Source organism: Bradyrhizobium sp. 1(2017), from assembly GCF_011602485.2.
Taxonomy (GTDB): domain Bacteria; phylum Pseudomonadota; class Alphaproteobacteria; order Rhizobiales; family Xanthobacteraceae; genus Bradyrhizobium.
On the sequence record NZ_CP050022.2, the window covers coordinates 6,013,061 to 6,026,345 of the forward strand.

General features: G+C 60.1%; 13 protein-coding genes. 2 read left to right on the forward strand and 11 right to left on the reverse strand.

The annotated features are described in order from the left end of the window. Positions 1–10 precede the first annotated feature (10 nt). The 3 genes from HAP40_RS28555 to HAP40_RS28565 form a co-directional block, all read right to left on the reverse strand. Positions 11–658, reverse strand: coding sequence for a hydrolase (locus tag HAP40_RS28555; RefSeq protein ID WP_166814627.1), 648 nt, complete (start codon positions 656–658; stop codon positions 11–13). 51 nt (positions 659–709) lie between these two features. Next, positions 710–2,161: a catalase gene (locus HAP40_RS28560; RefSeq protein WP_166814626.1), complete on the reverse strand. Its 1,452-nt coding sequence runs from the start codon at positions 2,159–2,161 to the stop codon at positions 710–712. 66 nt (positions 2,162–2,227) lie between these two features. Then, positions 2,228–2,869 carry an HD domain-containing protein gene (locus tag HAP40_RS28565; RefSeq protein WP_166814625.1) on the reverse strand — a complete coding sequence of 214 codons (642 nt, stop codon included), beginning with the start codon at positions 2,867–2,869 and terminating at the stop codon, positions 2,228–2,230. 212 nt (positions 2,870–3,081) lie between these two features. Between HAP40_RS28565 and HAP40_RS28570 the strand changes: the two genes are divergently transcribed. Continuing rightward, entirely contained in the window at positions 3,082–4,068 is a 987-nt protein-coding gene (locus HAP40_RS28570) for a GlxA family transcriptional regulator (protein ID WP_166814624.1), read from the forward strand. A gap of 70 nt (positions 4,069–4,138) precedes the next feature. On the opposite strand, the gene HAP40_RS28575 is transcribed toward HAP40_RS28570, so the two are convergent. The 4 genes from HAP40_RS28575 to HAP40_RS37395 form a co-directional block, all read right to left on the reverse strand. Beyond that, positions 4,139–5,089 (reverse strand): cytochrome c, encoded by a 951-nt coding sequence (locus HAP40_RS28575; protein WP_166814623.1) that lies wholly within the window; start codon positions 5,087–5,089, stop codon positions 4,139–4,141. A 19-nt stretch (positions 5,090–5,108) separates the two neighbouring features. Continuing rightward, entirely contained in the window at positions 5,109–5,573 is a 465-nt protein-coding gene (locus HAP40_RS28580) for a DUF1348 family protein (protein WP_166814622.1), read from the reverse strand. 137 nt (positions 5,574–5,710) lie between these two features. Then, the gene (locus HAP40_RS28585; RefSeq protein ID WP_166814621.1) at positions 5,711–8,632 is read right to left on the reverse strand and encodes an ATP-binding protein; all 2,922 of its coding nucleotides are present in this window, start codon (positions 8,630–8,632) and stop codon (positions 5,711–5,713) included. 84 nt (positions 8,633–8,716) lie between these two features. Then, a complete protein-coding gene (locus tag HAP40_RS37395) occupies positions 8,717–9,070 on the reverse strand; it encodes a sensor histidine kinase (RefSeq protein WP_414645412.1) in 354 nt (117 codons plus the stop codon). On the opposite strand from HAP40_RS37395, the gene HAP40_RS28590 reads away from it, so the two are divergent. After that, complete coding sequence (locus tag HAP40_RS28590; protein WP_246741281.1) at positions 8,963–9,211, forward strand: hypothetical protein; 249 nt, start codon at positions 8,963–8,965, stop codon at positions 9,209–9,211. The genes HAP40_RS37395 and HAP40_RS28590 overlap by 108 nt on opposite strands. A gap of 440 nt (positions 9,212–9,651) precedes the next feature. Here HAP40_RS28590 and HAP40_RS28595 read toward each other — a convergent pair whose 3' ends face one another. From HAP40_RS28595 to HAP40_RS28610, 4 genes are read right to left on the reverse strand one after another with little or no spacing between them, the layout of a single operon-like run. After that, a complete protein-coding gene (locus tag HAP40_RS28595) occupies positions 9,652–10,131 on the reverse strand; it encodes a Dps family protein (RefSeq protein WP_208024877.1) in 480 nt (159 codons plus the stop codon). Further along, positions 10,128–10,505: a c-type cytochrome gene (locus tag HAP40_RS28600; RefSeq protein WP_208024876.1), complete on the reverse strand. Its 378-nt coding sequence runs from the start codon at positions 10,503–10,505 to the stop codon at positions 10,128–10,130. The genes HAP40_RS28595 and HAP40_RS28600 overlap by 4 nt, the downstream gene beginning before the upstream one ends. Before the next feature lie 40 nt (positions 10,506–10,545). After that, positions 10,546–12,306: a GMC family oxidoreductase gene (locus HAP40_RS28605; protein WP_166814619.1), complete on the reverse strand. Its 1,761-nt coding sequence runs from the start codon at positions 12,304–12,306 to the stop codon at positions 10,546–10,548. A gap of 10 nt (positions 12,307–12,316) precedes the next feature. Beyond that, positions 12,317–13,069: a gluconate 2-dehydrogenase subunit 3 family protein gene (locus tag HAP40_RS28610; protein WP_166814618.1), complete on the reverse strand. Its 753-nt coding sequence runs from the start codon at positions 13,067–13,069 to the stop codon at positions 12,317–12,319. Between the last annotated feature and the right edge of the window lie 216 nt (positions 13,070–13,285).

Here is a 13,285-nt window from a genome sequence, read left to right on the forward strand (position 1 = left end):
GCACCTTGCGCTACTCGTGATTGAACATCGTCTTCGCGTAATTGATGCCAATGCCAAAGGCGCCGCCGTACTTTCGCGCAATACCAGTCGTGATCTCATAGGTCTCAAGACGCGCCCAATCGCGCTGCAGCTCGAGAAGATAAGTCAGCGCCGTAAGCGGACGAGCGCCCGCCTGGACCATGCGCGCAACCGCACGCTCATGCGCCTCCTCGGTCGTGTCGCCGCAGGCATCGGTGACCACGTAGACCTCGTAGCCCTGCTCCAGGGCCGACAGCACAGGGCCATTGCAGCAAACCGAGGTCCACAGGCCGCACATGACAAGCCGATCCTTGCCGACGGCGTTGACGCGCGCGATGAAGTTCTTGTCTTCCCAGGCATTGGACGTCGTACGGTCCGTCACCTCCGCGTTAGGAAAGGTCTCCGTGATTTCATCGAACAATGGACCTGCAAAACTGTCCTTCGAGATGGTCGAAATGATCGTCGGGACGTTGAAGCCCTTCGCTGTCTCGGCGAGAATTCCCACATTTGCCCGCAGACCGGTCAGATCGATCGACTTTGTGTTGAATGCCATCTGCGACTGATGATCGATCAGGATCAGCGCATGGTCTCTCGGACTGAGTAGCGTGTCGGCCGGTTTGGCGGTTGCCTTGATGCTCATATTGAATTGCTTTCCGATCTGGATCTCTGCTGGTTTGATCGATTAAGGCTGTTACTCGCACCGCATCCCGAGCGCTTTGGCGACACCCGCCCCGTACGCGGGATCAGCCCGGCGGCAGTTTTCGATATGCCGCTGCTTCACTTCCAGGCGCGCATCACCCATGGCTCGGGCCGTGTTCTCAAACAGCAGCTGTTGCTGCGCCGACGTCATCATACGGAACAGGTTGCCCGGCTGCTCAAAATGGTCCTCATCGACGCGGTGATCATAATGCGCAGCGTCGCCTTCCAGCCCGAGCGGCGGCTCCATCAACTCGGGGGCGTCGCCAATCCAGGCTCCCTTCGAATTCGGCCAGTAGGTTGGCTTGTCTCCGGCGTTGCCGTCCGTGCGCATCTTGCCGTCCCGATGATAGCTATGGACCGGACAGCGCGGGGCATTGACCGGGATGTGGTTGAAATTGACGCCGAGCCGATAGCGCTGGGTGTCACCATAGGAAAACAATCGGGCTTGGAGCATCCGGTCGGGCGAGAACCCGATGCCGGGGACGATATTGGCGGGCGAGAACGCCGCCTGCTCCACCTCGGCAAAGTAGTTCTCCGGATAGCGGTTCAGCTCCATCACGCCGACTTCGATCAGCGGATAATCGGCCTTCGGCCAAACTTTGGTGAGGTCGAACGGATTGTGCTTGTGACTTCGGGCCTGCGCCTCGGTCATCACCTGTATGTACAGTGTCCATTTCGGGAAGTTTCCGCCATCGATGGCTTCCAGTAGATCGCGACCGTGCGTTTCACGGTCACCGGCGACCCGCGCAGCCGCCTCCTGATCGGTCAGGTTCTCGATGCCCTGCCGGCTGCGGAAGTGAAACTTGACCCAGACCCGCTCGTTCGCTGCATTGAGCATCGAGAAGGTATGGCTGCCGAATCCATGCATGTGTCGAAAGCTCTTTGGAATCCCGCGGTCCGACATCACGATCGTCACCTGGTGCAGCGCCTCCGGCAGCAGCGACCAGAAGTCCCAGTTGTTGTCGGCCGAGCGCAGCCCCGTGCGCGGATCACGCTTGATGGCGTGATTAAGGTCCGGAAAGCGCATGGGATCGCGAAAGAAGAAGACCGGCGTGTTGTTGCCCACGATGTCCCAGTTTCCCTCCTCTGTGTAAAACTTGACCGCAAAACCGCGAATGTCGCGCTCGGCATCCGCCGCCCCGCGCTCGCCGGCCACGCTCGAGAAGCGAACGAAGAGGTCGGTGGTCCTGCCAACGCTCGAAAAGATCTTGGCTTTCGTGAAACGCGTGATGTCGTGCGTCACCGTGAATTTGCCGTAGGCGCCCCAGCCCTTTGCGTGCATCCTGCGCTCGGGGATCACTTCCCGGTCGAAGTGCGCCATTTTTTCGATCAGCCAGATGTCCTGGAGCAGCGCCGGGCCGCGCGGGCCGGCGGTCATCGTGTTCAAATTATCGACCACGGGCGCGCCTGTGGCATGTGTCATCGGAGGTCGAGAGTCGGTCATTGCGTAACCTGCTACATTTTCGTGGTTGGAAGCCGTGAAGCTAAGAGCGTCTGAGATTCGTGGCCGCTAAACGGGCCAGGCAGAGCCCAGGATGATCGAGCAGAAATTCTGGCGAACGTAGTTCATATCCTTGAGCGCGAGCACGTCGGCCTTGACGTTTCCAAGCGTCGTCAACGGCTTCTTGATGATTCCGTTCGCGAAGTGGTCGATGATGCTCTCCTTGAAATTTGCTTCGCGCGGATGGTGGGCGCAGACATGATCGCGCTGCTCGTGTGAAAAATCGTGATACGCGATGCCCAGCACGTCCATCTCGACCCCTGCCGTCACCAGTGCGATGGTCGGCCGCATGTGCTCGGGGATACCGGGCGTCGTGTGGAGCGCGATGGCGGCCCAGACGTCGTCGATATCCTGCTGGGGAACACCGTAGCTCCTGAGGAAGTTGCGTGCTGCGTTGGCACCATCCACCTCAAAGCGCAGATCCGGACTGGAATGTGCTTCGGTCAAACCCATGTCATGAAACATCGCGCCGATGTAAAGCAGCTCCGAATCGTACTTCAGACCCTTCCGTTCGCCGGTCAGCGCCCCCCAGAAAAACACCCTGCGGCTGTGATTGTAGAGCAGGTCGTCCTCGGTATCGCGGACGAGTTGGGTCGCCGCCCGTGCCATGGCACTGTCGGGAACGCGGATACCTGCAATCAAGTCGGTCATTGGAAACACTCCTTCAAATTGGGCCTGCTGAGGCCGGGCTGCGTTCAAGGGGCGCGGAAGGTCGAACCGCGCGGATTCGTTAGTCGACCGTGCGTGTTGAAAGTGCGGCTGCAACTTTTATGGGGTCTTCGGAGCGTGCTCGCACTAGCACTCGCCCGTCGGATCGTGACAATGGCACGCTGATTCACGCCAACATCGACATTGGGAACCAAATGACCGGCCAGAAGATAGGCATCGTCATCCACGAAGGCGTGCAGGCCCTCGATGTAGCAGGTCCCGTTGATGTCTTCGCCGAAGCCAACAGCTATGTGGGTGAGGACGCACAATACGAGACGCTGCTGATCGCGGCGGACCTCAATCCGGTCCGGGCTTCGAACAAGATGCGGCTGGTGGCCGACTTGAGCTTTGCCGAAGCAGTCGGTGGCTTCGACATGCTGTTCGTCGCAGGTGGCCCGGCGCTTCCCAAGGCGGATCCGGACACGGCGCTTACGGAGTGGCTGCGCGGCGCACCCTGGCGCGCCAGCACCTACGGATCGATCTGTACCGGCGCATTTGCGCTCGGCCATGCCGGACTTCTCGACGACAAACGAGCGACGACTCATTGGCAGAATGCGGCAGAGCTCGCCGCGCGCTTCCCCCGAGCACACGTTCAGCCCGACTCGATCTATGTCCGTGATGGCCATCTCGTGACATCGGCCGGTGTCACGGCGGGCATCGACCTTGCCCTTGCGCTGGTCGGCGAACGCCACGGCCCGGCCGTAGCGGTTGCTGTCGCCAAGCGACTGGTGGTGGTGGCTCAGCGCCAGGGCGGTCAATCGCAGTTCAGCCCGTATCTCACTGCACAAGCCGATCCGTCCTCTCCGATAGCGCGCATTCAGGATCATGTGATGGCCCACATTGGCAACCGTCACACGCTCGCATCGCTGGCAGGCGTCGCCGGGATGAGTACACGTAACCTCAGCCGGCACTTTTTCCGGGAAACCGGCATCACACCGCACGAATTCGTCGAACGGGCGCGTATGGACGCCGCCCGCATGTTGCTGGAGGGCAGCGACCGCCCCCTCAAGAGCATCGCGTATGACTGCGGATTCGGAACGGCCGACCGGATGCGAGTTGTGTTCAGCGAACGCCTGGGAATTACGCCAGCACAATATCGAGCCAGCTTCCGGCGATCCGAACTTGATGCCAACACTTGGTGATCGAGAAACTTGCATTGAACCAATTGGTCTGAATGTTTTCAGACGTCGATGCGGAATTGCGCGGCTCTTCCTAGTCATCCGGCAGTCGCAGGAGATACGAATAGATCGCTCGAAGTTCATCATCGTCCATTCGACCGATCGGCTCCCAGGGCATGTCTTTGCTGATGGCGTGACCGTTGGGATCGATGCCGGTGCGGAAGGTTTTGACGAACTCGTCGAACTTCCAGCTCTTTACGAGCCGCAGATCGGGACCGAGCGGAGGCAGCTGACCTGGTGTACCCCCAGTAAGCCTTCTTCCATGGCACTCACGACAGTCCTGATACGAGAGAATGTACTCACCGAACCGCGCGTGGGGAGCCTTGGCAGGAGCAGTGACTGCGCCCGTTGCAACTGGCTTTCCCGTCGGCAGAAGGCCGGCGCCGAGCATCGCCAGGCCTAGGACATTCAATCGATCCGCAGGCTCCGGCGTCCTTGATCCCGCAGCGGGCAGGCTACGAAGGTATGCGATGACTGCCGCTGTATCCTCGTCGCTCAGCTTACCGGCATTGGTGTAGGACATGATGACCAGCCAACGCCCTTCGGGATCGACACCGTTGCGAATGGCTCGAAATATGTCTCCGTCCGACCATCGACTTAATGCTCCGGCAGGAGTGAGGTTGGAGGCCACAAACGAGCCGAACCTAATGGGGAAATTCACAGCGAGATCCAGCCCGCCGGTCAGCGTCCCGTTCGTCGAATGGCAGCCGCTACAAAAGCCGTCGGATATCTCCCGGCCGCGCTGAATTTGGGCAGGAGTTCTCGTGACATTCAGCGTGACCGGAGGCGCGCTGCGCGCATGCAGCTTCCATAGCCCGATGGCCATGACTGCGCCGATCCCAGCCACGGCGGCGAAAGCAATGGCTGCAAGCCCCGCTCCAACCCACCGCCGGGCAGTGCTTTCAGCACGCCAGGCACGAAGGCCGGACCAGAGCAGCATGGCTGCGATTGCAATCGCGAAAGTGAGCGCGAACCAATCGGACATCACGAATTGCCTCGTCGCCCTAGAAGTCGAAATCGCTGAGTTCGGGATGGTCGTCGGGCCGCCGCCCGGCGGGCCACAGAAACATCCGCTCGGCCTCAGCAACTGGGTGTTCGTTGATGCTGGCGATGCGCCATCGAATAAGACCGTCGGGATCGAGCTCCCAAGCTTCGTTGCCGTAAGCCCGATGCCAATTCCCACCTTCGTCCCGGCACTCGTAGGCAAATCGCACGGCTATCCGGTTGCCGGCCGCTACCCAGAGTTCGTTTATGCGGCGGTATTCTGCCAGCTTTGCCCATTTGCGCGTCAAGAACGCTTCGATCGCTACTCGCCCTGACAAGAACTCGACACGGCTTCGCCAGAAGCTGTCGATCGTGTAGTCGCGCGCCACCCTGCCGGGATCACAGCTATTCCAGCTGTCTTCCATAGCCCGGACTTTCGCCGCGGCCACTCCCCAGTTGATGGGGGATACGAGAGGAGGCGACATGAAACTTGCTCCGGCCAGTGACGATGCGTCGTCACAGACTGGCGCCATCGGAGGCCGGTTGCGAGTTTTTTGGTGTTAGGAAGTGTAAATGCTGGCGCGACGCACTCACGTTCTCTCAATTGTCGGTATGAGAGACTTCAAGAAGGAGGATTCGGAGCACCCAGGGCACGAATCTGACGTTCAGCCTCGCATAGATCGGCCGTCGCAAAACCTTCCGTGAACTGCCCGAAGGCGTCCGTCAGGAGAGCACGCGCTTCGTCAACGCGCCCAGCATCGGCCCACAATCGCGCCAGGGCGATTGCGGAACGCAATTCCCATCCCGGAGCGGACTGGCGGCGCGCGCACTCGCGTGAAGCCAGGAGCGAGGCCTCGACTTCGGACCAATTCTCGCGCGACGCTGCCAAGAGCACCTCAGAGCGTGCCCGCATCAAGTCCGGCAATTCAAACGTTCCGGAGCTGGCCGCAGCGTCGGCCAGCGTGGCATCGATGATGATGGTGGCTTCTGCCGCACGACCGGATCGCGCCAGCCCCTCGGCCAGGGCACGGGAAAGCGCCGAAAGAAGAATGTATCGCCGTCCAGCCTGCAGGGTTGGCAACGCAGCACGCAGCGATTCGACGCCCGCCTGAACTTCTCCTCTCGCGATCATGAGTTCGCCTCGCAAACCCAGGCCGCCCGCGTGGTACGATGCGAGCGAGTACTTGGCGGCATGAGCGATGAGCCGCTCTATGATTTCCTCGGCGACCTGGTGGTCGCCCCGCCACAAAAACACCGGCGCGGCGTAAACAAGGCAAATTCCCAGCGATACGGGGTGCGCTTGTCGCTCGGCAACTTCAATGCCTTCGTAAGCGAACTGCGTCGCCTGGTCTGGAAGGCCACGAAGCCAAAGTGTCCGTGCGTAGCCGATCAGGGCCCTCACCTGGTGATCGTATCCAAAGGAACGCACTCCGCTCAAACCGACTGCCGCTGCCCGCTTGAAGCCGCTCTCATAACTTTGTTGCGCGGAGATCTGATTCCCCACCAGATGATGGCTCGCTCCCAGCATCCACTCGGCCGTCACAGCTTCTCTCGATCCACCCAATTCTCTCGCAATAGCGGCATAACGTTCTGCCGCTGCCAGTGAAGCGCCGGCATCCGAGAAACGCGTCGTATACAGGTTGAAGCCGGTCAGCAGCTCAAGCTGACACTCGGCATCTCCCAGAGAGTCTGCAAGCGCAAGCCCCCGCTCCAGCGCTGTTCCCACCTCGCCACTATCGCTGTGTGCGTGGTGCGACGATATCGCCAACGCCAGCTGCAGCCCGATTTCAAGCCTTGTCCCACGATCCTCTTCCGGCAGCGCCTGTATCAATCGCAGGCACCAACGCCGGCATTCGAGAAGCATCGACATGCCAAGGAACAGCTGCACGGCCCCAGAGCCGAGGGATGCGCCGACTGAATGATCGCCTGCATCCGACAAGCTCCATTCGAGGGCGGCCCTGATGTCGCCGACCTGGCGCGCATGCAACGTAAGGTCGCCCCCTCCCGAGACCATGGCTCGAACCCCTGCCAGTCGCTCCGCATAAAGAAGTGCATGCCGCCTTGCGATCGAATTTGCCTCTCCCCTCTCCTTCAACCTGACCGCAGCATAGGCGCGCGTGGTATCGAGGAGCCGATAGATATTCTCTCCCTCCGCTTGTTTGACCGAGATTAGCGATTTTTCTGCAAGGCTCGTGACCACGCTTGCAACCGACAACCCATCTCGCTCCAATCCGGACGCAACGGTCTGCGCCATCTCGAGCGAGAATCCGCCTACAAAAACCGATAGTGCGCAGAGTACGGCCTTCTCATCCTCCGACAGCAGGTCGTAACTCCAATCGAGCATCGCCTGAAGTGTTTGATGGCGCGGGACACCGAGCCGCTTCTGCCAGCGCAATACCAGGTGATCGCCGATCAGTTGAGCAAGCCCCGTGATGCCATAGGTGCTCGCCCGACTGGCTGTCAGTTCGATTGCCAGCGGTATGCCGTCAAGTTGCCGGCATATTTCGGAAACGACAGGCGCCTCTTCGTCAGAGAGACCAAGCCGGTAGCCGCCTGCTGCGGCACGTTCCATGAAAAGCTGAACAGCCGAGGACGCCATCGCCTCGGCGGCTGTTCCGCTGGCCTCCCACGAAGGGCTATCCAGCGACTGGAGTACATGGATATGCTCACCTTCGACACGTAGCGCTTCGCGCGTGGTTGCGATGATGTGCACAAGCGGCGCCTCGCGGAACAACCCCTCCGCTACCCTCGCAACCGACTCCACGACATGCTCGCAGCTGTCGAGGATCAAGAGGGCTCGCTTGTCAGCTGCGAAAGCTAGGAGGTGATCCAAGGACTCTTGTGTCTGCTCCAGGCACCCGATTGCCGAGGCAACGACCGGGACGACCAGGGCACCATCCTGGAGAGCGCTGAGATCCACGAAGCAGATTGCACCGGGAAAATCCGCCGACATCTCGTGCGCTACCGCGACGGCTACGGTCGTCTTGCCGACACCGCCCGGTCCCACGATGCTGACGAACCGCCGAGAGGCAAGCTCAGCCCGCAGCAATCCTATCGTTTCATCACGTCCCACCATCCGTTGCAGGCGTACGGGCAGCGTTTCGGCCCTGATGCGCCCGGCGCGAGCATTGGCGGATCGGCCGCCTGATGACCCGCGCTGCACTGGCCAGACGAAGCAATACCCTCTCCCGGGCACGTTCGTAACGTAACGCGCACCGTCGCGGCCGTCTCCAAGCGCCTTGCGAAGTCCGGCGATATGGACCCGCAGGCTGGTCTCTTCGACGACGACTTCAGGCCAGACCCGTTTGACCAGCTCCCTGTGGCTAACGACCTCCCCGGCGCGCTCAACCAGCGCGATCAGGATGTCGAGCGCGCGACTACCTACCGCGACCTTGTCACCTGCTTTCAGCAGCAATCGTTCCGAGACGAACAGTTGGAACGGTCCGAATTGAAACGTCTCAGAATCGTTGGAGCTTTTCTGCAAATTCGACCTGCCGAAATAGACGTTGCCGTCGAGCAAAACATGCTGGCCCGGATAGCACATTTCCGCGACACGGACAGCTTTTCGGAGCGGTCCCACCGCCTCGCCGGACTTCGCAAGACGGCACCGCATGGTCTCGCCGCACCCTCAGGCTGGCCGCGAGCAACGAGACGACCTGGCGAGGATGGAGAATCTTGTTCCACGGGATAGTACTGAACTAACGTCGACGCGATGTCCGAGCATTGCGGTGGCTTGTCGCACGATGAACAGCCCAATGCCCAATCCATCTCTCTGCGCTGAGTCGAATCGAGCAAATGCTTCGAATATCTCCGGCATTTGTTCCGCGGAAATGCCAACGCCGGTGTCTACGACGTCAATCCGAACAAGACACCCGTGCTGACGGCAACCGAGCAGGACCCGGCCACCTGGCTCGGTATACCTGATCGCATTGCTGACCAGATTGCGAACTATAGCGCCAAGGAGAAAAACGTCGCTTATGATCCAGGCGGTTGTGTGAACGAGTCGAATTTGAACGCCCTTCTGAAGGGCCGCACACTCACTTTCAAGCCAGACTTTCTGCAGCAGCGGTCCAAGCGCGATCGGGGACGGCTGAATGCTCCCGGCACGTTCGCGCAGCCGTAGAGCGCCCAACAGCTGATCAAGCTGGTACCTCAATTGATCAATTGCACTCTGCCCTGCCCTCAAGAGACGCAGTTCCGATTGCGTCCGCGCCTCCCTGCCAAACCGGTCGTGCACACTCTGGAGGATCTGGAGGGGCTGCCGGAGGTCATGACCCGCGATCGCGAGGAGAACCGCCTCGAAATCGCAACCGTCAAGCCCGGATTTTGCGCGTTGGAGATCCGCGGCAGCAGGCCCCCCGGTGCTTTCGTCATAACTCGGCGCCCTATGCATCACGCGACTTCCCTCAGTCAAACAGGATGTCAAAGTTACCTATGATGCCAGAGCTTGGCGTATTCGGTCGTATCGGGCGAGTTCAGCCTTGTGAAGTTGTGTGAATCCCACCCGGACGCAACCCCTTTTCCATCTCAGGGGTCCTCGACTGCAGGTTCGGCCGCCAGCGGTCAACCGCGCGTCGTCTCATAGAGAAACCAGACCAGACGCTCGGTTTCGTCGATCCAATTCTCCAGAACGCTGGCGGTTGCCACATCGCGGCACTCGTCGCACAACTGATGCGTGGCGCGCATGAAGCCAAACAGCTGAAGATTGTCGCTCCGCAGTTCGGTCAGCATGCTTTCCGGCGCAACGTATTCGGCATCATTGTCCAGAATGCGCTGTCTGCGACTTACGTCACCGATCGAACGGATGGTGCGCCCGCCAATCTTTCGCACACGCTCCGCGATGTCATCGGTCATCGCGAAGATCTGGCCGGCCTGCTCATCCAGCATCAGATGATAATCGCGAAAGTGATTGCCGGACATATGCCAATGAAAATTCTTCGTTTTGGTGTAAAGCGCGAAGACGTCGGCCAGCAGAACGGTCAGCGCGCCGCTGATATCGCGTACGGCATTCGTACCAAGATCAGTTGATGCGAGCCCGCTCACTTCAGCGTCTCCAGATACGCAATGAGGTCGCTCCGCTGCTGCTCGTCCGGTATTCCCGCAAATGGCATGGTCGTACCTGGCACGGCCTTTTGAGGCGCAGCGATAAAGGCGTCGAGAGACTTCTCATCCCACACCTTGTTGGCGCCCCTCATTGCTCGGCTGTAGTGAAAACCCTGCGCCGCTCCAGCCTGCCTACCGACAACGCCGAGCAGAGCAGGGCCCAGTCGATTGCTCGAATCCTTTGCATGGCAGGCGGCACATTTCGCAAAGACCTGCTGGCCCTTCGCTGCATCGCCTGCAGCGTGTACGGCGCTTGGGAGTATGACAAACAACGACAGAATGGCAGATGCGATCACGCGTTGAACATCGCGCATGAGCGGCTCCTCAGAAGTTCAGCAGGATGTGCGGTTTGAGCTAGAGCATCTGCGGACGCTGGACGTAGCGGACGAGATCGTCGCCGAGCCGAAGCGACAGGGCTCCCAGCGGGCCGGTCGGGTTGTATCCCGCATTGAAGGGATAGACCGACGCGCCGACGACGAAGAGATTCTCGGCATCCCAGTGTTGAAGATGCGGCGATACCACGCTGGTGTGCGGATCGGCACCCATGACGGTGCCACCGGTCACATGAGTGGTCTGGTACACCCGCGCGTCGTACGGCCCCTTCCGTGGAGACGGTGTTCCGACAATGGTGGCGCCGCTCGCGCGCGCGATCTCCGCGGCCTTCCCTGTCAAATACTCCGACATACGCAACTCGTTCTCGCGGATGTCGAACGTCATTCGTACCAGCGGCTGGCCATAAGCATCCTGGTAGGTCGGATCAAGGTCGAGGTAGTTCTCGCGATGCGGATACCAGCTGCCGTGGACATAGATATTGAAACTGTGTGCATACCAGTCGGCATTCGCCTGTTTCCACTTGCTACCCCATTGCGGCGTGCCGGGAGGAAGGAGACGCCTGGTAATAGGCCGGCCACTGGTGGTGTTCGAGTAGATATACCCCCCACCGAAGAAGCCGAGACCGCTGTGATCGAAATTGTCGCCGTTGAACTCGTCGATGCAGGTTTGCGAGGCGCCGGAGGCAAGGAAAGGGTTGATCCAGCGATCTCTGAAATGAACGTTCACGCCTGACATGGTCTGATGGCAGAAGTTCTTGCCGACGACTCCGCTGCCCGTCTTCGGATCGTAGGGTTTTCCGATACCCGACACCAGCAGGTGCTTTGTGTTCGACATCGTGAAGGACGCCAGGATGACGACGTCGGCCGGCTGCAGATATTCCTCGCCGCTGAGCAGGTCGACGTACCGGACCCCACGCGCTCGCTTCGCTTTTCTATCGTAATCGACCCTGGTTACGTGCGAATGCAGCCTAAGTTCGAACTTCGGCCGCTTCAGCAACATCGGATACAGGAGGACTTCGGGACTTGCCTTTGCGTTGGCCTCGCAGATGAAGCGCTCGCAATGGCCGCAGAACTGACACTGGCCGAGTTGCATGCCGTCGGGATTCGTGTAGGCGTTAGGCGAGTTAGCGGCCGCCATGGGGAACGGCTTGTGACCGAGGCTCTCGGCCGCTTTCGAAAAGATCAAACCGGCTTCGGTCGGCGGCAGTGGCGGCTGGGGATATTCGTCCTGCCGCGGTGCCTCGAACGGATTGCCGCCGGGCTGGATTTGACCGCGGATATTGCCGGCCTTACCCGAAATGCCGAACAATTTCTCCCACAATGCATGATACGGCTCTAGTTCGAAATAGGTCACGCCCCAGTCCTGCACCATCAGTTCCGGAGGAATTGCCTTCTTGCCATATCGCGCTTCAAGCCGGGTTCGCAGCATTGGGTCGTACTCGGCCCAACGCCATGTCTGGCCGTTCCAGTGATTGGCAGCGCCTCCCATTCCTTCGCCGGGAAGAAATGCTTCCATGCGGCGAACCGGGAGAGCATGTTCGCTGCTCGCATGGCGCAAAGAATAGGTCTCGACCGACCAATCCTGAACCAGGCCTGCATGAACATCCCATCGCAGTTCGTCCCGCTGATTGGGTAGCCTCGCTTCCGCAGCACCGGTATGATCGCCTCCCCGTTCGAGGACGAGGACATCGATACCCTGTGCAGTGAGCTGCCTGGAAATAAGGCCTGCTGTAAACCCGCCACCGCAGATCACAACCGTTCGCGACTTCAACGTCTTGACCACCACATCTCTCCTAACTGAAATCGCCGATGGCCTTCGGATCCTGCGCGCCGGGGTATGGCTTTCCGCGGAATTGCACCATGTCCTCACCGTGAACCGCGGGCAGGCCCGGGTAACCGATCATTCGCCAGAACACCTTGTCGATGTTCCCGCCATAGATGGGATCGGCGAAGCAGGCCTGCACGAACAGCGGATAGACCAACTCGTTGAACCAGGCCCCGATTGGTAGGGTTGCGTCTGCAATCTTGCCGGCAGCGAGGTCATGCAGAAACGCATCTGCTTCGTCGGGTTGAAGATCGCTAAAGCCGCGGCTAAATTTCCGTTGAGCCGCTTCATTGGTTGCGGCAATGCCAGCCTTGAAGAACTGTTCCGGAGTTAATGGCAACTGATAACCCTGCTGCGGTTTTCCTGCCTTCCAGGGACCGCGCATGTAGAGTCGCTCGCCCTTCCCGAAGCCGCCCGCCAGTTGTCGGTCAATGTAGACCGCAAGGCCGCAATCGACTCCATTCGGGGTCAAATGATCCGCCGGGCACATCACGTTAACCAGCGCTTCGACAAAACCGGCTTCGTCCGGGCCCAGCGACTGGTAACCCGCCGCCGGCGCCGAAAGCTTCTGCATCCCGCCCGGTTCGGGCGTTGGTGCGGCGCCTATTTCACCTTCGGCTGCCGTCGCTGACGGAGATCCGAGCGATACTGTGCCTGTAACTGCAGCAACTCCCCGCAAGAATCCCCGGCGGCCAAGCTCGATACGATTATCGACTCCCATGACGTTCCTGCTCCAAGCCCTGTCGCCTCATCATCCGATGCGCCCTCCAGCGGTTGAGGGCCGACAAGAACGGCTGTAGCTCCGGCGCAGCGCGGGATGAAGTTAAGCTTCGAGAATCTACGAGAACCGTCGTGAATACGTGCTTCGGCACGAATGAACCAACAGTTGATTGCGCAATTGCCTCACGGAGTGCCTATCGGCGCCAGTCAAATCGAT